Annotated in this window: 19 protein-coding genes; 10 read left to right on the top strand and 9 right to left on the bottom strand. The window is 63.2% G+C overall.

Annotated features, from left to right (window positions below; genetic code table 11):
- Positions 1–51: 51 nt before the first annotated feature.
- Together SP6_RS21595 and trxB are read right to left on the bottom strand one after the other, a co-directional pair.
- Positions 52–432 carry a hypothetical protein gene (locus SP6_RS21595; protein ID WP_037568115.1) on the bottom strand — a complete coding sequence of 127 codons (381 nt, stop codon included), beginning with the start codon at positions 430–432 and terminating at the stop codon, positions 52–54.
- A gap of 156 nt (positions 433–588) precedes the next feature.
- Positions 589–1,557 (bottom strand): thioredoxin-disulfide reductase, encoded by a 969-nt coding sequence (gene trxB / locus SP6_RS02910; protein WP_037568030.1) that lies wholly within the window; start codon positions 1,555–1,557, stop codon positions 589–591.
- Between the two features lie 122 nt (positions 1,558–1,679).
- Between trxB and SP6_RS02905 the strand changes: the two genes are divergently transcribed.
- The 3 genes from SP6_RS02905 to fdhD are packed head-to-tail and all read left to right on the top strand — an operon-like array spanning position 1,680 to position 5,274.
- A complete protein-coding gene (locus tag SP6_RS02905) occupies positions 1,680–3,968 on the top strand; it encodes an FdhF/YdeP family oxidoreductase (RefSeq protein WP_007404078.1) in 2,289 nt (762 codons plus the stop codon).
- Positions 3,965–4,471 carry a molybdenum cofactor guanylyltransferase gene (mobA, locus tag SP6_RS02900; RefSeq protein ID WP_007403970.1) on the top strand — a complete coding sequence of 169 codons (507 nt, stop codon included), beginning with the start codon at positions 3,965–3,967 and terminating at the stop codon, positions 4,469–4,471. Before SP6_RS02905 ends, mobA begins: the two co-directional genes overlap by 4 nt.
- Positions 4,468–5,274: a formate dehydrogenase accessory sulfurtransferase FdhD gene (gene fdhD, locus SP6_RS02895; RefSeq protein WP_007404130.1), complete on the top strand. Its 807-nt coding sequence runs from the start codon at positions 4,468–4,470 to the stop codon at positions 5,272–5,274. The genes mobA and fdhD overlap by 4 nt, the downstream gene beginning before the upstream one ends.
- Positions 5,275–5,286: 12 nt before the next feature.
- Here fdhD and SP6_RS02890 read toward each other — a convergent pair whose 3' ends face one another.
- Both SP6_RS02890 and SP6_RS20765 read right to left on the bottom strand, forming a co-directional pair.
- Entirely contained in the window at positions 5,287–6,438 is a 1,152-nt protein-coding gene (locus SP6_RS02890; RefSeq protein ID WP_007404190.1) for a GGDEF domain-containing protein, read from the bottom strand.
- 568 nt (positions 6,439–7,006) lie between these two features.
- Entirely contained in the window at positions 7,007–7,210 is a 204-nt protein-coding gene (locus SP6_RS20765; RefSeq protein WP_126053106.1) for a hypothetical protein, read from the bottom strand.
- A gap of 689 nt (positions 7,211–7,899) precedes the next feature.
- Here SP6_RS20765 and SP6_RS20755 point away from each other — a divergent pair.
- Complete coding sequence (locus SP6_RS20755; RefSeq protein ID WP_126053105.1) at positions 7,900–8,541, top strand: hypothetical protein; 642 nt, start codon at positions 7,900–7,902, stop codon at positions 8,539–8,541.
- Between the two features lie 14 nt (positions 8,542–8,555).
- Positions 8,556–8,933, top strand: coding sequence for a hypothetical protein (locus tag SP6_RS02875; RefSeq protein ID WP_037568033.1), 378 nt, complete (start codon positions 8,556–8,558; stop codon positions 8,931–8,933).
- Positions 8,934–8,991: 58 nt separating this feature from the next.
- Here the strand turns inward: SP6_RS02875 and SP6_RS02870 are convergent, their stop codons facing one another.
- On the bottom strand, positions 8,992–9,327 hold the full coding sequence (locus SP6_RS02870) for a hypothetical protein (protein WP_007404102.1): 336 nt from the start codon (positions 9,325–9,327) through the stop codon (positions 8,992–8,994).
- A 6-nt stretch (positions 9,328–9,333) separates the two neighbouring features.
- On the opposite strand from SP6_RS02870, the gene SP6_RS02865 reads away from it, so the two are divergent.
- Both SP6_RS02865 and SP6_RS19955 read left to right on the top strand, forming a co-directional pair.
- Positions 9,334–9,552: a hypothetical protein gene (locus tag SP6_RS02865; RefSeq protein WP_007403977.1), complete on the top strand. Its 219-nt coding sequence runs from the start codon at positions 9,334–9,336 to the stop codon at positions 9,550–9,552.
- Positions 9,553–9,785: 233 nt separating this feature from the next.
- Positions 9,786–10,526, top strand: coding sequence for a hypothetical protein (locus SP6_RS19955; protein ID WP_053003272.1), 741 nt, complete (start codon positions 9,786–9,788; stop codon positions 10,524–10,526).
- Positions 10,527–10,971: 445 nt separating this feature from the next.
- On the opposite strand, the gene SP6_RS02855 is transcribed toward SP6_RS19955, so the two are convergent.
- The 4 genes from SP6_RS02855 to SP6_RS02840 all read right to left on the bottom strand — a co-directional run bounded on the left by SP6_RS02855 (position 10,972) and on the right by SP6_RS02840 (position 14,500).
- Positions 10,972–11,256: a hypothetical protein gene (locus SP6_RS02855; protein ID WP_042468490.1), complete on the bottom strand. Its 285-nt coding sequence runs from the start codon at positions 11,254–11,256 to the stop codon at positions 10,972–10,974.
- The gene (locus SP6_RS02850; RefSeq protein WP_053003274.1) at positions 11,256–11,483 is read right to left on the bottom strand and encodes a hypothetical protein; all 228 of its coding nucleotides are present in this window, start codon (positions 11,481–11,483) and stop codon (positions 11,256–11,258) included. Before SP6_RS02850 ends, SP6_RS02855 begins: the two co-directional genes overlap by 1 nt.
- Before the next feature lie 106 nt (positions 11,484–11,589).
- Positions 11,590–12,510, bottom strand: coding sequence for a phage portal protein (locus tag SP6_RS02845; protein WP_227876653.1), 921 nt, complete (start codon positions 12,508–12,510; stop codon positions 11,590–11,592).
- On the bottom strand, positions 12,419–14,500 hold the full coding sequence (locus SP6_RS02840; protein ID WP_227876654.1) for a terminase large subunit domain-containing protein: 2,082 nt from the start codon (positions 14,498–14,500) through the stop codon (positions 12,419–12,421). The genes SP6_RS02845 and SP6_RS02840 overlap by 92 nt, the downstream gene beginning before the upstream one ends.
- 159 nt (positions 14,501–14,659) lie before the next feature.
- On the opposite strand from SP6_RS02840, the gene SP6_RS02835 reads away from it, so the two are divergent.
- The 3 genes from SP6_RS02835 to gpM are packed head-to-tail and all read left to right on the top strand — an operon-like array spanning position 14,660 to position 17,581.
- Positions 14,660–15,487 (top strand): GPO family capsid scaffolding protein, encoded by an 828-nt coding sequence (locus SP6_RS02835; RefSeq protein WP_042468485.1) that lies wholly within the window; start codon positions 14,660–14,662, stop codon positions 15,485–15,487.
- Positions 15,488–15,534: 47 nt separating this feature from the next.
- Positions 15,535–16,638 (top strand): phage major capsid protein, P2 family, encoded by a 1,104-nt coding sequence (locus tag SP6_RS02830; protein WP_042468483.1) that lies wholly within the window; start codon positions 15,535–15,537, stop codon positions 16,636–16,638.
- 46 nt (positions 16,639–16,684) lie between these two features.
- The gene (gene gpM, locus SP6_RS02825; RefSeq protein WP_082052407.1) at positions 16,685–17,581 is read left to right on the top strand and encodes a phage terminase small subunit; all 897 of its coding nucleotides are present in this window, start codon (positions 16,685–16,687) and stop codon (positions 17,579–17,581) included.

The raw sequence follows: 17,581 nt of genomic DNA, 5'->3' as shown, positions 1-17,581 counted from the left end.
ACAGGGGAGGATTTTAGTGCCCCGAACCGACAGGCTCGGGGCATCGCCCTATCAGGCCCCCAGCGGAAGGGTCTTGCCGGTTGATTGGTCCAACGACCGCGCGACGATCAGGTCCAGCGCCGTTGCCACCGCGACGAAGCCGATCGCGCCCCACACCGCCTTGCGCTGCGACGACCGGCGCGCCGCGACCGCCAGCGTACCCAGGTCTAGCATATCACCCATCACCCGGTTCCACACCCGCGCCGAATGCGCCGGCGCCTGGACCAGCCCGACCCCGGCCACCACCTCGCGCATCCCGTAAGCCTTGACGGTGGTCGAACCGCCGGGAACCGACAGACGCTCGGCAATGCGGCGCGCAGCGAACAATTCGGCCGCGCCGAGCGCGAGCGAAAACAGGCCGAGGCCCCAACTGGCGGATTTGGCGTTCTTCATGATCCCTCCGATATGATGGATCATCCGTCAACGCCGCCGATCGGGCAGCGGTCCACAAATCGATCTATATCAGCACGTTAGACCAATAAAGATAAGACACCCCCGTCCCCGGCCGGCCCGAACGCGTCGGTCTGGTCCGGCCAGCATACGAAGGGATTACTCCGCCGCCTTGGCCATGTCCTCGAACTCGGCCGCCGCCAGGAACCGCTCGGCGTCCAGTGCGGCCATGCAGCCGGTGCCCGCCGCCGTCACCGCCTGGCGATAGACCTTGTCGGCCACGTCACCGCACGCGAAGACGCCCGGCACGCTGGTGCGGGTCGAGCCCGTCTCAACCGCGATATAGCCGTCCGAATCGAGTTCGAGGTGTCCACGGAACAACTCGGTCGCCGGGTGGTGGCCGATCGCGACGAAGCCGCCTTCGACATCCAGACGGCTATGTTCGCCCGTCACCGTGTCGAGAAGGTCGAGCGCGACGAGCCCGGCATTGCCGCCGCCGTCGACGAACTCGCGAACTTCCTTGTTCCACAACACCTTGACGTTCGGGTGCGCGAACAGCCGCTCCTGCAGGATACGCTCGGCGCGCAAGGAATCGCGGCGGTGGATCAGCGTCACGTCGTCGCTATGGTTGGTCAGGTACAGCGCCTCCTCGACGGCGGTGTTGCCGCCGCCGATCACCGCGACCTTCTTGCCCCGATAAAAGAAGCCGTCGCAGGTCGCGCAAGCCGACACGCCTTTGCCCTTCATCGCGTCTTCGCTGTCAAGGCCCAGCCACTTGGCCTGCGCGCCCGTCGCGATGACCAGAACCTCGCCCTCATAGACATCGCCGCCGTCGCCGATCAGGCGGAACGGGCGCTGGGTCAGATCGACTTCGGTGATCGTGTCCCACATCATCCGCGCACCGACATGCTCGGCCTGTTTCTGCATCTGCTCCATCAGCCAAGGACCCTGGATGACGTCGGCGAAACCGGGATAATTCTCGACATCGGTCGTGGTGGTGAGCTGGCCGCCGGGCTGAATCCCCTGCACCACGATCGGCTGCATCCCCGCGCGCGCGCCATAGATGGCGGCGGACAGCCCGGCCGGGCCGGAACCGAGGATGAGCATACGGGTGGAATGGGTGGTCATGGCATCGTCCTGTGAAACGCTATCGGCGCTGTAGATAGTCGTAGCGGCGCCAAAAATGAACCGTTTCTCATGCGGCCAATCCGCGTCTGCTTCGTTGGCCGTTGCAAGTGGAGGTTTGCCCGATGCGTGACGACGACGATGTGAGGATCACCGATTACAACGCCCCCGCCGGCGGCTGGGGCTCGATGAAGGGCATGGCCAAGGTCCTGCCGAAGGAAGGGCTGGGCCCCGAAACGCTCGACACGTTGCGTCGTCAGAACAAGCCCGGTGGCGTCATGTGCGTCAGTTGTGCCTGGGGCAAGCCCGCCAAGCCGCATATCGCCGAATTCTGTGAAAACGGGGCCAAGGCCACTGCTTGGGAACTGAGTTCGTTACGGGTCACGCCGGACTTCTTCGCCAAGCATACGGTAACGGAACTGGAGGCCTGGCCCGACCATGACCTGGAACAGGCGGGCCGCCTCACCCACCCCATGCGCTATGACCATGCGACCGACAAATATGTCGCGGTCAGCTGGGACGATGCTTTCGCGGCGATCGGGCGGAAGTTGAAGACGTGTGATCCGACCAAGGTCGTCCTCTACGCCTCGGGCCGGGCGAGCCTGGAAACCTCGTTCATGTATTCGCTGTTCGCGCGGATGTGGGGGCAGCAGAATCTGCCCGACAGCTCGAACATGTGCCACGAGACGACCTCGGTCGGCCTCAAATCCGCCATCGGCTCGCCCGTCGCGACGATTCAGATGGAGGATTACGACAAATGCGACGCGATCTTCTCCTTCGGGCAGAATGTCGCAACCAACGCGCCGCGCATGCTCCACAATCTCCAGGCCTGCGCCAAGCGCGGGGTGGAGATCGTGACCTTCAATCCGCTTCGTGAACGCGGCTGGGAGCGTTTCGCCTCGCCGCAGAACCCGGTGCAGATGCTGACCGGCAGTTCCACCGACATCTCCAGCCAATATCATCAGGTGAAGGCGGGCGGCGACATCGCCGCGCTGACCGGCATCTGCAAGCTGGTGATCGAGGAAGACGACCGCGCCATCGCCAAGGGCAGCAAGCGCATCCTCGACCATCACTTCATCGAACAGCACACCACCCGGTTCGAGGATTTCGCCAATTACTGCCGCAACGCCGCGTGGGGCGAGATCATCCGCGATAGCGGCCTGACCCGCGATGCGATCGAGCAGGCGGCGCGCGTCTATATGAAGTCGGAGCGGGTGATCGCGGTCTACGGCATGGGCATCACCCAGCACCGCTATGGTATCGACGCGCTGCACATGATCGTCAACCTGCTGCTGCTGCGCGGCAATATCGGCCGCGAGGGTGCGGGGCCGGGGCCGGTGCGCGGGCACAGCAATGTGCAGGGCCAGCGCACGGTCGGCATCACCGAGAAGACCGAACTCGCCCCTATCGAACGGCTGAAAGAGCTGTTCGAGTTCGAGCCGCCGACCGAGGACGGCTGGGACACGGTCGAGGCCTGCCGCCAGATCATCGCCGGAACCGCGCAAGGGTTCGTCCAGCTCGGCGGCAATTTCCTGCGCGCCACGCCCGAGCACGCCAAGATGAAACAGGCCTGGGCGAAACTGCCCATCACCGTCCATATCGCCACCAAGCTCAACAAGAGCCATCTGGTACCAGGTGAGGAAAGCTATATCCTGCCCTGCGTCGGTCGGCTTGAGACCGATATGCAAAAGGGCGGCCGTCAGGCGGTGTCGATGGAGGATTCGTTCAGCCATATCTATGGCTCGGTCGGCAAGGCGACGCCCGCTTCGGAGACGTTGCTGTCCGAACCGGCGATCGTCGCCGGCATCGCCAAGGCGGTGCTGGAGCCCAATCCCAATGTGCCTTGGGATGAATGGGTCGGTGATTACGGCCTGGTCCGCGATGCGATCGAAAATGTGTATCCGGACAAGTTCGCCAATTTCAACGAGCGCCTGTTCGAGCCGGGCGGTTTCTGGAAGGGCAACCCCGCTTCCCATCGCAAATGGGAGACGGAGAGCGGCAAGGCCGAGTTCAACGTGCCCCGCGCCATGGACGCTTCAGGCATCGCCCCGGCCGAGGGGCGGATGCGGCTGATCACGCTGCGGTCGAACGACCAGTTCAACACGACCATCTATGGCTATGACGATCGCTTCCGGGGGATCAGCGGCACGCGGATGGTGGCGATGATGAACAAGGCCGATATCGCAAAACTCGGCCTGTCGGATGGCCAGACGATCGCGCTGGAAAGCGATGCGGACGATGGCGAGGATCGCGTGGTCGAGGGACTTCGAGTGGTAGAGTACAACATCCCCGAAGGGTGCATCGGCGGCTATTACCCCGAACTCAACTATCTGATCCCGCTCGAGCATCACGCGCTGGAAAGCCATGTACCCGCCGGCAAGTCGGTGCCCGTGAAGGTCCGCGTCCCGGCATGAGCATATTGGGCGCCGTATTGACCGGGGGACGGTCCTCCCGGTTCGGATCGAACAAGGCCTTTGCCATGCTGGGCGGGAACAGCCTGGCATCACATGCCCGCGCATCGATCCAACCCTATTGTGCGGACGTGATCCAGGTCGGAGGTGCGGACGGCATCCCCGATCAGCCCGAACCGGGTCTGGGGCCTTTGGGCGGGATTGCGGGCGCGCTCGACCATGCCGCCGCGCACGGATTTCGTTGTGTGCTGACGATCGGCTGTGACATGCCGCGCCTGCCCGAAGGCTTGATCGAAGCGCTGCTGCGGCGCGAACCGAGCTATTGCGAGGATGCTCCGGTGCTGGGGCTCTGGCCCTCGGCCCTGGGGGCGCATCTGATGGCGCATCTGTCGCTCGGCCATGACCGCTCGATGCGTGGCTGGGCGCGGGCCATTGGGGCCATTCCTATCGCCTCGCCCGAGCCGATCGCCAATGTGAACACCCCCGCCGATCTCGCCGCCCTGTGACCGCACCGCACGAAGTCGTCCGACTGCTGACGCTGGGTCGCCTCTCGGCCGAAGGCGAGCGCGACACAATAGAACGCGCGGTGGCAGTCGAATGCCCGGTCGCGATCGAGGTCGATGGCTTCGGCTATGCCGTCATGATGATGACGCCCGATCGGTTGGAGGATTTCGCCACCGGCTTTCTGCTGACCGAAAGGCTGATCGACCGGGTCGAGGACATTCTCGCAATCGAACCCTTTGCCGCCGAGGCCGGCTGGATCGTGCGTATCGCGCTGGCGGAGTCGGTGCGCGGGCGTATCCGCGATCGCGTACGGCACCGGACCAGCGATACCAGTTGCGGCCTGTGCGGCCTGTCCGGGTTGGAGCAGCTCGACCGACCGGTGACAAACCGGCCCCCTGCCCCCCGCGCCTCGGTGGAAGCGTTGTTCGCCGCGCTGGGCAATGTGCGGGCCCACCAGCCGCTGAACGCCCGGACCGGTGCAGTACATGCCGCCATCGCCTGCACCGCGTCGGGTAACATCCTTACGAGTGCCGAGGATGTCGGCCGTCACAATGCGCTCGACAAGCTGGTCGGTACGCTCGCGCGCGCGGCCGATGACGACGTAGATTTCATCCTTGTCACCTCGCGGATCAGCTATGAGATGGTCGACAAGGCGTTGATCGCCGGGGTCGGCCTGCTGGTCGGGATTTCAGCGCCCACCAGCCTGGCGATCGATCATGCCCGCACCCACGGCCTGACCCTCATCGCGCTGGCCCGCCCCGATGCGATGCTGGTCGCGCATGACCCGCATGGGTGCTTCGCCTGACGCCACAGGGTCTCAGGCGGCGAGCGTGAAGCAGCGCTGCGTCGGCATGTCGTCGCGATCGAGCCGAAGCTGGTCGCGCCCGCCATTCTTCGCGCCATAGGCCAGCTCATCCGCACGGCCGAGCAGCGCCTCGAGCGTTTCGCCCGGCCGATAGCGGACGATACCGCCGCTGAAGGTCAGGCCGGGCAGCCCGCGTTCGGGGAAGGACTTCAACGCCTGGCGAATCGCCCAGCCCAGACGGGCCGCAGGATTGTCGCCCGCCGCTGGGCCCTTCTCCACATCTGGTATGAACAGCGCAAATTCCTCGCCCCCCATGCGCACGGCCAGTATCTCCGGTGCGGCCTGCCCGCGCAGGATATCGGCAAAGGCGACCAGCACCTGATCGCCCACCGCATGCCCCAGCACGTCGTTGATCCGCTTGAAATGGTCCAGGTCAATGACCATCGCATAGAGCACCCGTCCGGCGTCATTCGCCTCGGTCAGCAGGCGCGGCGCGATCCGCGACAGCGCGCGACGGTTGGCCAACAGGGTCAGCGCATCGGTTTCCGCGTCGACGATCGTGTCGTCCAGCGCCTTTTGAATGACCAGCAGCAGCAGGAACAACCCCGCCGCGACCAGAAGCACGCCCGTCGAAACCGAAGACACCGCGACATAGACCTGAACGGCATTGCGCACCCCGGCGGTCAGCAACACCACCAGGAACGGCTTGGCGATGAAGTGAAAACAGCTAAGCCCGAAAATCCCCGCCAGCAGCGACGGGATCGCGCCTTGCCGGCGAATGGACCGGACCGCGACCATCGTGCGGGCCGACATGATCGCAAAGGGCAACTGAAAGACCAACTCATAGGGCAGGCTGTGCGGCGTCCCGGCCAGCAAGGCGAAGCGCAGTGCCATTCCCAATCCCCAGGCGATCGCCGCCTGACGCTTAGGGGCCTTGCGCCCGGCCAGCACCTCCACCCCGGTCCACATGGTGGTGACCGTGCCGAGAAATGCTCCATAGCCGATCAATATGATCCAGTGCGGCCATCCCCCCAACTGCATCAGCAACTGGCAGATCGCCGCCACGCAGCAAAGCGCATAGCTCAGCATGAACCATCCCGAGGCCCGCTGCCGGGTCTGGGACAGAGCGATCATGCCATAGGCGATGACGAACAGCATCGCCATGCAAGCATCAACAGCAAGGGCATAAACAGCGACGCTCACGAACCCGACCGACCCTCCAATGGTGCGACACCGGGCGACCTAGCCCCTAGTCGCAAACGATGTGTTAAAGTCGCATCGGGGGCACATGATGATATGCAGATAAACAGCATTGGCCTGGCCAGTTCTCGACCAAGGTTCCCTACTGACACAAAGAGAATGCCCGACAGATCAATGCGCTATTTGTTGGCTACACACCGATAGTTGAAATGGGCGTCATATTCGTTGCTTGGAAAAGCATTGGGAAGAAGCGACGAAGACACTTCCCAATAGGCACCCCACGTCCGAACATCGTCGCAGATCGCTGCGCAGCCCCGACCAGCACAAAGCCGGAAGACCATGTTTTCTCAATGGTCTGGGGATAATACACCGGATGGTAGCCAAGGTGCGCCACCCCTTTAGCATACTTTCCAGAACCATCAAGGTTTGAAGCGTCGGGCCGCGATACGCGGCCCCCTTCCCACCCACCGAATCTGAGGACCGCCTAGGCGGCCCGTGATCAGCGATTCCGCGACACGCGGGACCGCCCTCATCATGCGCAGCGTGTGGCTGAAAACTGCGATTCAGCCGGCGCTTTCGTGCAGGGATCGTAGTCCAGCACGGCCGTCTGGGTGCGCGACGAGTGCAATTCGGCGTACACCTGGGGCGGGAACCGGCGGGAGACATGGACGCCATCCTTCGGGTCGCCAGCGCCGGCAACGCGATCGATCGCGGTCAGGTCGAGGGGCTTGGTCATCGTCACCATCCTGCGGAACGGCCGTCGGCGCTGACCCACAGCGGCGCGGCGGTGGGGCAGGCGTCCGGCCCGCGAAAGGGTTTGACCAAGTCGCGCGCGATCCGGTGCGCCTAGATCTCAAGAGTGTTGAACTCGGCCGCCGATCGCGGGCCCTTGCGAACGCGGCGGATCAGCGACTCCAGGCGGTCCCAGGCGCTTTCCAAGTCATCGGCGCGGCCTTCCCGACCCGCAAAGCTGCAACGGGAGGGGTCGGCCATCGGAGAAACTCCGAACGCACGAAAAGCCCGCCCCGATCATGTCGAGGCAGGCAATCCGCTCAGGTCGCATTTCGCGCGGGGTCATTTTAGGCCACAAATCTGTCCGTTTGGCAGGGTCTGATTTGGGTCGGCGCACGATCGCAGCCCCCTCCATTTTTGCGAGCTTCTGTTGTTAAAATATAACGATTGCCGGTACGCTCCGTACCGCGACTCGTGTTTGATGGCCCATTCGGGAGCCGCAACCATCATCGGCCGCAAGGCTGGCAATGGATCGGGAGGAACGGAATGGGCTTACGATCTTATCGAGATCGCTCGCGTCCACGCGTGCGCTTGCGACGGTGGGTATTCGGATTATTTTCGTTGATGTGAGCAGGCATTGCCGAGGCGCAGGACGGCGAAAAGCCGCCAGAGGGCCAGCCTCCAGAGGCTCAAGTGCCTGACATCGTCGTCAATGGAATACGCCAGCCAGCACCAGTACTTTTCGACACCTTTCTGCCAAACATACCCGTTGTAGCGGGGCAGTATATTTTCGCCGACGAGCCCCAAGGGCCGGTTAGAAATCAGCATCAATGCACAAGGAAAAATGCGGTTCGTGAAGCTGGAACCGATAAAGCTGCTACCGAGATCGAGGCAATGATTAAAAGCCCGGAACGGGAAATGGCAGTTCGTGAATACTCTTCCGTCATTATCGCCAACTTCGCCGATCCCAACAACCCTTCGTTCCAGACAGGTGAAGTTATGAGGGGCGAATCTTGGGCAGAGGCGGCTGCGGCCGGGCGAGACGTACCGCAGACGGTGGTCAGAGTCCCTGCGCTCGGCATGTACGACCGCATAGTCGCAGTGGAGCATTCCCACCCTCGTGTCGGTGTTCCGGATGCTGAACTGAACAAGCTCCCATCGGACACGGATTGGGGAGTGCATGACGCATTATTGAGCAAATATGGCTCGTCGAAAATGGCCCCGACTTATGCTTTCAGCCATTATGTCATTGGGCCGGACGGCGTAATGCGACAGTATCGCCAGGATGGCGGTCGGCCTACGCGCCCGACAAGTGGCATTGTCAATCGTTGCTGATAAGAGATTCACAAATGTTTGATGTGCTATATTTTGGCGTGGCCATGTTTGTCGCGCAGGTTCCGGCCCAGGACATCACGATTGGCCCAGACCCGCGGCCAACGCAATTGGTTTCCCAATTCTCCGCCGTCTGCAACAATCACGCTGTCTTTGTTCAGCTGCAGACCGATCCGAAGAAAGATGCCACGCTCACGCAAATCAGCATCGACGGGCGCGATGTTACAAACAACCCTTTGTTCGCGGAGGTTAAGCAGTTTGTTCCGACCCTAGAATACCCTTCGGTATCGGCCGTCTATTGCCCGGCTGGCCGTATCTCTTTCGTAGTTTCCGGTCGCCCCAAAGTGGGCACCGACACTCTTTATCGCGTCTCCTTTCCAATCGACCTGAAATAGCTGGGGTGGATAAGGCGTCGTCGAGATAACATTTCGAACTCGAACGACGCCCCTTCCATTACAAAAGCCGCGCATGTGCCGCCACCAGGGTCGCCCGGTCGACCTCCCGCACCGTCTCTGTATGAAAGCGCGGCCAAGCATCCAGCGCCTCGACCAGCAGCCGCTTGGCCCGCCGATGCGCCATCCCATGCATTCGTGCCGCGACCGTGAAGCCGATCCCACCGACGATCATGTCCAGGATCGCCGCCGGGGACGAAAGCGAGGTCCGCCACCGGGTATAGGCTACCTCGGCCCACACCGCCCCCGACGCCTCGTAAAAGCGCCCAACGCTGCGAGGCGACCGGTCCACGCGCGTCTCGATGCTGGGGATCGCGACGGCGACGTCGCCGACCACGATGCGATGCGCCGCCTCCAGTTGGTCGGCGTCGATGTCGCCCGCCGTATAGAGCCGCGCATCATGAACCCCGGCGTCGTCGATGATTACCGACGCGGGGTGAAGTCACTGTCGCGCACGCTGGAGGAAGCGGCCGGCGTCGAACAGGCCGAAGTAAAGCAACGGCTGCGCGATCTGATCGAAGGGGTAAAGATCCGCCCAACCAATACTGATTGGGACATCTAAGTATTGTCGTCTGCGGAATCGGCTGTCGCACTTACAACAGTCCCCCAGAACCCACGAAGGGGTTCTGGAAAGTCTGCACCGGGTGGTAGCGAAGGAGGGACTTGAACCCCCGACACGCGGATTATGATACCCCAAGAAGGCGCTGATTAGTCTCGGATTTTTTCCCAATCAAGGGAAAAATCGCGCGTGAAAATTCAAGGGGTTAGCGCCAGCCGTCCAAATGGACGTGACGCATGACGGCGCGATTCGGCGATCTTGCAGCATCAATCCTCTCGACCACGCCTGGTCATCGCAAAGAGGGTGACGCAACCGATCCGGTTCGGCGGGGTAGCTATCACGAGGATAGCAAGCAGGCGAAACCCTGGCGCCGACATGGCGATGGTGACCGGCGCAAATGGGGGGCGTTTAAGGGCGCTGCGCTCGGCGCGTTCGACAAGCTGTACCGGGCCCATAGCATACAGCTTCGCCAGGAGCGCGCTGACCGCCGCGCCGGCAAGCGCCAGGATGTCACTGATCCTCGCAAGCGGCTCCATGGCGACGATCGCGCGGTCCTCGCCTACCTGCTCGATCGCTACAACCATGTCACTGGCGAGCTTTACCCTCGCATTGATTCGATCATCGACGCCGTCGGCAAGAGCCACGGCTTTGTAAAAGCCGCGCTCGCGCGCCTGCGCGAGTTCGGTTTCCTGTGCTGGGTTCGTCGCACCAAAACCAAAGAGGGCTCAGAGGGGCAGGCCGGACCGCAGCTCGAACAGACATCAAACGCGTATTTCTTCGCCTGGGGAGAGCAACTGGTCCAGGAGGCCAAGGGCGCGTTCCAGAACCTTTTGACGATCGCGCTTAAGAAGCTGCGCGGAACCGGTGGGGTCACCAAGCCGGCCTGGCCTTCCGATCCCGCTCTCTCCGCCGCCCTCTCCAATGTGCGCGACGAACTCGATCGGCGGGACGCCGTCGTGCCGAGTGCGAGTACATAGTTTGCCCACTACCCGCAGGAAGAATTAGATAAAAGGAAACGCTTCGCGTTGCGCAGTTTGAGATGACCCCTTCTCCTCACCCGGCCGGAAAAATCCCGCCCTTGATCGCCAAGAACCGGCGGTCGGGAGCGTCGGCTCTGCCGACGCGATGCTGCCTGGGGAGCAGCAAGCGGGTTTTTCAGCCCCTGCCCCACAGAGCCCGCCAAGCGCATCTGGGTGCATCAGGATGCATCACGACCCTCAACGCGATTTCGCCTCTGTACGCCCCGGAAAACCGGCCTGCATCAAAGGTCCACTTTGCATCAAAAGCGACCTAAAAAGCCTGCGGGCGAGGCGGGGGGTCTTGCGCGGAAATCGGGGTCGCGACAGATTTGACCGATTTTGTGTAACAATATTACATTAAATAAAATTTCACAAATTTTGAAAAAAATTGCGCGTAATAATGTTACAAGACGTTGGTAATCGTCCCGGCCGGCAAAGCGTCCTGCGGATGCGGCTCGTCCTCTCCCCAGCGTCCTTCGCGCTCGCCGATCTGACGGATGATCCGGCTGGGACGAAGGATCACGGCTTCGTTTTCAGGCCTGCCCATGACGCGCGTCAGGATATCCTCGACCATCTTGTTCAGGACTGTTTCGCTCTCGATACCGAACGCCTTCTTTTCGGACCGGCGATAGAGCTTGAGCGCAATGCTCAGCACGAGGCGCAAATGGTCGCGCGATACCCGCTCCATCAGAACGACATCCAATCGATCTCGGCATCATCGAGCGCCGCGAAGGCATCGCCATCGGCCCCCATGTCGCGCAGCCGCGCCCGCACCTGGTCGGGCGTCCCGTTGCGGGGAAAGCCGCGATCCGCGCGGGCGGCGGCCGCGATCGGATCAATCCAGTCCCCCCGGTCCTTCTGCGCCATCAGCCATGCGCCGAACGGCTCGCGGGCCTGTCCATATTCAGCAAGCATCGTTACCTCCATCGACTCGATAGAGGTGGAATATAGCATGTTCCTTATTTGTTCCAGAAGATGGGGCGATCCGGCCCGCCCGGCCGCGATCGGCCGGGCGATGCGATCACGCGGCCGGTAGCAGCCGCTGGGGCGTCTCCTCGATCGGCTGCCTGGTCCGCACCGCCTGGACCTGCACCGCCTCATTGATTCGGAGGAACCGGGCCAGGAGCGGCACGATCTCCAGCATCCAGAACATCCCGGTCGCGTCCTTCGGGTTTCCGAACGCCGATCCCTGCGCCGGCACGATCCCGAGCAACTGGGGCGGCACCCGGTGCGCCGCCAGGACATCGTCCCGTGTCGCGTTCTTGATGTCGAGGAACACGTCCTTGGCGCCCTGCTCGGCGACGGGGAGGATCTTCAGGCTTCCCTCCTTGCCCGCCGGCGCGTGGACGAACAGGTTGCGGAAATTGCCCGGCCCCTTCGACGCGCGCAGTGCCGCGCGCAGCTTGGTCGTGTCCTTCTCGTCGATATCGCCGGTGGCATAGAGGATGTAACCGGCGTGGCTTCCGTTGAGGTAATAGCGGCGCCGGAACAGCGTCGCCGCCTCGTTGAGCAGCGCGGCCTGGATCGCCGAGATATACTCAGGCGCGCCATAGATCTCCTGGTTGATATCCGGCTGCATGATCTGCACCACGGCACCGGCGGGATAGGCCACCTCGGGGGAGCTGCCCGGCACATACCAGAACACCCCCGGCTCAACGCCCCGCCGCATATATTTGGCGGGCAGATAGTCGAGGCGGACCAGGCCGCCGAAGCGATTGGCGATCTGGAGCAGATAGCATTCGCCAAACACCAGGAAGTCCTGGACCAGGCGCTCGAACACGGCGCTGGAAAGGTAGGGCGTCGCCACCACCTCCGACACGACGATATTGCGCTTGAGCAGGATCGCGCTGCTATGATGCGGCGATGCGTTGAACGACCGCGCCAGGCCCTCGCGCGACAGGGGCGGCTCGTACCAGCGATCGTTGCGATAGACCTGCAACATATCGAGCAGGCTCCGCCGGTCGAGGACCGATTCCGGCTCTCCGAACGTGAACGCCTCCACGCCCCCCTGATCCGCGACCGCAACCGCGTTCGTGTCGCCGGAGATAGCCATACTGGCCGCCGAACTCGTCTCCGATGCCGTCATACGCCGGATCTTGGTCTTCTTCGTCACCGATGATCTCCATCCGCGTCTTGGGTCGGGTCTGACCGTCGAGCGGCTCGTTGATGAAAATATGCATGGCGGCCCACGCCATGTCGGCATGGCCGGTCTCGTCCGCCCTGCTGGCCTTCCAGGTGATCGCCTTGCCGGAGCGGGTCAGCGCCTTCTTGATCGACAGGAAGGCCGATTGCAGGTCGGTCCACCCACCGTCGAACTCGACTCGGCCGCGCGCGATCGTGTGCTGCGCCTTCATGACCATCTGCGCCTTGGCCTCCAGCGAATACTGGATCTTGACCACGCCGCGATGCCGGTCGCGGATGAGCTGATAGACGCTGGCACCCACGCCCGACGCGTCGACGCCGATATAGGTGCAATTGTAGCGCTTGAGCCGCGACAGGATAAACTCCGCCTGTTCCTGGAAGTCCGCACCGCGAAGCTGATGCTTTTCGATCAGGCGGAACTTGCCGTTCGGACCATCGGGCGGGATCGCGATGACCAGCGCCGCATTGTCGCCGTCCTCGCTCTCCTGCGGGTCGTAACCGGCCCACACCTCCCGATCGCCCACCGGCCGATCGGACAACAGGTTGATGTCGCGCCAGTCGACATCCGCGTCGACCGTGCAGCGTTGCAGCTCGTTGAACTTGAAAGCGGACAGGCTGTCGTCGACGAACTGGCACCCATAGAGGTTCGCATATTCGTCGGGCGCGTTCTCGTCGCGCACCTCAGCCAAGTCGAACAGGTCACACCCCTGCTCCGCCGCATCCTCCAGCGTCAGCATGTGGCGCCAGATCCGATCGGCGCCGAGCTGACCGCCCTTCAGAGCGTCATAGCTGACATCGATGGCGACCTGAGCGTCCTTCTTGCGCCGGCGATTGAAGCGCGACCCGGTCCACAGTGAATAGGCCTGGTGTGCGACGGTCGACGGCGTCGACAGATAGGTCTTCCGCCAATGCTTGTGGCTGGCCATCGCCTTGGCGACCTTGTCCAGCTCCTCAAACCCATAGACCCAGAAAAATTCGTCAAAATAGAAGTTGCCAGAATAGGCCTGCGCCGTCCGGGCATTGGTGCCGAGGAAGATCAGCTCGGCGGTCGGCTTGTCCTCGGGCAGTCCCTCCGCCGATACGACGATCGGATCGCCCTTCAGTTTTACGCCAACCCGCGCCGCAAACTGAATGATGTACTTTTTAAAGACATGCGCCTGATTTTTCGATGCCGATAGGAATATCTGGTTGCCGCCACCTTTCAGCGCATCGAGCAACGCTTCCCGCGCGAAATAGAAGGTCGCGCCGATCTGACGCGACTTAAGGACCATGCGGGTGCGCTGATGGCGGTTATCCCACCACAATTCATTATATTCGAAATTCTCGGCGTGGAAGATTTCTTCCAGCCGCGCGATCTGCTCGGCAGTGAAGTAGTTGGCGGGCGCCCGTTCCTTACGCTCCCCGGCGTTGCGATTGGCGACCTTCTCGTTGAGATCGCCTTCATGACCGCCCGGTGCCTGGTATCGCCGCACTCGTGCGCCCGCCACGACCTGGCGCATCAGGAGATCGATCTCCTTGAAATCGCCGCCCGTCTTCTGCTCCTTGGCGATAAGGGTATTGAGGCGGCACTCGAGCGCGTCTTCGATCTTGGTCAGCGACGGCGCTTCGTCCCACCGGTCCCGTTGTTTCCAACTCTCGACCGTCGCGCGCTTGAGCCCCAGCTCGTCCGCGATCTGGGTAACGCCCCACCCCCGCCAATACAGGCTTCGCGCCTGGCGCTTCGCGTCGACCGGGATCGGCATCGTCGACGCGGGCAGCGGCATGTCATGATCGGGCGGGAGCTTGTCCATCGCCGGCGACGGTAACCACCGTCGATCGCCGCCCGCGCCGTCCCGCTCCTGTAGAGAGCCTCTCTACAAGAGCGCCGCGTTGCGCGCACGCGCCCCTTGCGCCCTGTTCAGCCGGTCAAATCGGCCCGTCGAGGGCGGCTATCAGGGATCGCAACAGCGATGGGCACCAAGAGCAAGTTTTTCCGCGCTTTCGTCGAAGGCAACACGATCAGCGACGGCCGGACGATCACCGCCGGCATGATCGATGAGATCGTCGCGACCTTCAATCGCGAGACGTACAGCCCGCGCATCAATGTCGAGCATATCGCCGGCTATAGCCCGGAACCGCCCTTCAACGGCTATGGCGATGTCTATGCGGTCAAGGCGCAGGACGATCAGATCACGATCGACGGAAAGCAGGAAAAGCGCCGCGCCCTCTACCTCCAGGTCGACGCCAATGACCAGCTCCTCAACCTCGCGGCGACCGACCAGAAGCCCTACCCCTCGGTCGAACTGACCCCCTCATATGCCGGATGCGGCAAGACCGGGATCGTGGGCTTGGCCTTCACCGACAACCCCGCCTCGATCGCGACCCAGCGCCTGCAATTTTCGCGCTCGGCGCCCGGCACCTTCCATGCGCACGGCGCCGAGGCGGTGACGCTGGAGTTCGACGCGCCCCCGCTGGACGCCAGCAAGGCGGACGGCGCCATCGCCAACTTCTTCAACACGCTGGCGTCGAAGTTCGGTCGCACCGAGCAGGAAAAGCCCAAGGACGAACCGAAACCGAAGCCTGCCAACGACAATTTCGACGCCGGCAATTTCGCGGTCGAGATGGGCAAGACGGTCGCGCAGTCGATCTCGGCGGCCATGGCGCCCCTCGTCCAGGCCAACACCAAGCTGACCGCCGATTTCGCGGCCCTCCAGGCCAAGCTGGAGAAGGAACCCGTCAACACCTTCTCCCGCGATCCCGCGACGGGCGGCAACACCACCGTCCTGACCGATTGCTGATCGGTCGCGCCTCTTAGCCCCGCCCGTAGAAACAGGACCCGCCCACCATGCACAACTCCACCCGCGTCGCCTTCAACGCGATGCTTGGTCAGATCGCCTCCATCAACGGCATCGAGGTCGATGTCGTTCGTGGCGAGAAGCAATTCTCGGTCGCGCCCTCGGTCGAACAGAAGCTGGAGGAGGTGATCCAGCAGTCGAGCGAATTCCTCAACCAGATCAACATCGTGCCGGTCGATGCGCAGGAAGGCGCAAAGGTGGGCCTCGGCGTCAACCGCCCGATCGCCAGCCGCACCCTCACCAACAGCGCGACCGGCGTGAAGCGCAAGCCGATCGATCCCACCGACACCGGCGATCGGGGCCGCTACTTCTGCGCACAGACCAACTCCGACACGGCGATCAGCTATGGCAAGCTGGACATGTGGGCGCACAAGCCCGAGTTCCAGACGCTCTATCGGAACGCGATCGTCGCGCAGCAGGGGCGCGACCGGATCATGATCGGCTGGAACGGCGTCTCGCGCGCTGATACCACCGACATCACCGCCTATCCGCTCCTCCAGGACGTCAATTTCGGCTGGCTGTACAAGATTCGCCAATTCGCGCCGGCGCGCCACCTGGCGGGCGGAACGCTGACCCCCGCGACCCGCGATCCCGTGACCGGCCGCGTGACGGTCGGCGGCAAGATCTACGTCGCGGCCGGCACGCCTGGCGTCGATGTCGACTATGTCAACATCGACGCGCTGGTCTATGACGCGATCGAGTTGATGGACGAATGGCATCGCGACGATACCGATATCGTCGTCATCGTCGGTCGCGACCTGGTCCAGGACCGCTTCCTCAACGTCATCAACGCCGCAGGCGATCGTGCGACCGAGATCGAGGCGCGCAACCGCATCCTGACCCTGCCGAAGCAGATCGGCGGCAAGACCGCCGTGCTGGTCCCGTTCTTCCCGCCGAACGCCATCCTGGTCACCAAGCTCGAAAACCTTTCGATCTACGTCCAGAACGGTTCGCGTCGCCGCACCATCCGCGAAGAGCCCGACTTCAACCAGGTCGCCGATTATCAGTCGGTGAACGAGAGCTATGTCGTCGAGGACTATGGCTGCGCCGCGTTCGTCGAGAACATCCAACAGAGCAAGAAGCCGGCGGCCTAACAACCGCCCCGCTCTTCCCCCGTAGCCCGCCACCCAGGACACGCAAATGAGCCTCGCTCGACAGAATCGCGACCATGTATTGTCGCTAATCGCTGCAAACGGTGCGTCCGCTCCTGGTGGCGGGCTCACCCCCGCCGATCTCCGGCCCGAGACCAATCCCTACACTCCGGCCGCCGAGGTCGCGGCAAAGCAGATCATGCTTCGCCTGACCCACGATCTGCGCCGGCTGAAGGATATAAAGTCGGTCGCCAACAAGATCGCCGCCAAGCGCGAGATGGTCCCCGAATACGCGCCCTGGATCGAAGGCGAACTCGCGGCCGGGGAAGCGATCGAGCCCGGCAAAATCGCGCCATCGCCCGCGACCGAGGTCCTGCCGACCGTCATGGTCTGGTCGATCGACATCGGGGAATGGCCGCTGGCGCTGCGCCTGGCCTCCCATGTCCTGCGCCATGACGTGCCGCTGCCCGCCCGCTACGAACGCGACGCCCCCACCCTGATCCTGGAGGAAGTCGCCGAAGCCGCTTTGCGCGCGCAGAACGCCGGCGGCGCCTTCCCGCTCGACGTCCTGCAACAGGTCGAGGAGCTGGTCGACGGCGTCGACATGCACGACCAGCCCCGCGCCAAGATGCAGAAGGCGATCGGCGCCGAACTGGTCCGCGCCTGCGAAGCGCTGCCCGACGGCTCGACCGATCGGACCAACGTCGCCGCCCGCGCGATCGAGCATTTGCGCCAGGCCTTCGCGCTGGATCCGCGCATCGGCGTCAAGACCGTCATTCAGCGGCTCGAAAAGTCGCTGCCCAAGCTCCCGACCGAGAGCCTCTCCGTCCCGGCCGGCGTCGACGGGACCGAAGCCCATCCTGCCGCCCCGGCGGTCAACGCGGACTCGGTCGTGGCCACGACCGCGAAGGATGGGAACGACGCCACCCCACCCCTGGAGAAGTAA

It is taken from the genome of Sphingomonas paucimobilis NBRC 13935 (assembly GCF_000739895.2).
Lineage (GTDB): Bacteria > Pseudomonadota > Alphaproteobacteria > Sphingomonadales > Sphingomonadaceae > Sphingomonas > Sphingomonas paucimobilis.
This window is presented reverse-complemented; position numbering and strand designations above follow the sequence as displayed.

Bases quoted from the DNA above. Each gene is read 5' to 3' on its own strand.
- trxB (WP_037568030.1), bottom strand. From the start codon at position 1,557: ATGACCACCCATTCCACCCGTATGCTCATCCTCGGTTCCGGCCCGGCC.
- mobA (WP_007403970.1), top strand. From the start codon at position 3,965: ATGAGCATATTGGGCGCCGTATTGACCGGGGGACGGTCCTCCCGGTTC.
- SP6_RS02865 (WP_007403977.1), top strand. From the start codon at position 9,334: ATGCGCCGCCTCCAGTTGGTCGGCGTCGATGTCGCCCGCCGTATAGAG.
- SP6_RS02830 (WP_042468483.1), top strand. From the start codon at position 15,535: ATGCACAACTCCACCCGCGTCGCCTTCAACGCGATGCTTGGTCAGATC.
- SP6_RS02850 (WP_053003274.1), bottom strand. From the start codon at position 11,483: ATGCTTGCTGAATATGGACAGGCCCGCGAGCCGTTCGGCGCATGGCTG.
- gpM (WP_082052407.1), top strand. From the start codon at position 16,685: ATGAGCCTCGCTCGACAGAATCGCGACCATGTATTGTCGCTAATCGCT.
- SP6_RS02835 (WP_042468485.1), top strand. From the start codon at position 14,660: ATGGGCACCAAGAGCAAGTTTTTCCGCGCTTTCGTCGAAGGCAACACG.
- SP6_RS02840 (WP_227876654.1), bottom strand. From the start codon at position 14,500: ATGGACAAGCTCCCGCCCGATCATGACATGCCGCTGCCCGCGTCGACG.
- SP6_RS02890 (WP_007404190.1), bottom strand. From the start codon at position 6,438: ATGGCGATGCTGTTCGTCATCGCCTATGGCATGATCGCTCTGTCCCAG.
- SP6_RS02845 (WP_227876653.1), bottom strand. From the start codon at position 12,510: ATGTTGCAGGTCTATCGCAACGATCGCTGGTACGAGCCGCCCCTGTCG.
- SP6_RS02905 (WP_007404078.1), top strand. From the start codon at position 1,680: ATGCGTGACGACGACGATGTGAGGATCACCGATTACAACGCCCCCGCC.
- SP6_RS21595 (WP_037568115.1), bottom strand. From the start codon at position 432: ATGAAGAACGCCAAATCCGCCAGTTGGGGCCTCGGCCTGTTTTCGCTC.
- SP6_RS02855 (WP_042468490.1), bottom strand. From the start codon at position 11,256: ATGGAGCGGGTATCGCGCGACCATTTGCGCCTCGTGCTGAGCATTGCG.
- SP6_RS20765 (WP_126053106.1), bottom strand. From the start codon at position 7,210: ATGACCAAGCCCCTCGACCTGACCGCGATCGATCGCGTTGCCGGCGCT.
- SP6_RS02875 (WP_037568033.1), top strand. From the start codon at position 8,556: ATGTTTGATGTGCTATATTTTGGCGTGGCCATGTTTGTCGCGCAGGTT.
- SP6_RS19955 (WP_053003272.1), top strand. From the start codon at position 9,786: ATGACGGCGCGATTCGGCGATCTTGCAGCATCAATCCTCTCGACCACG.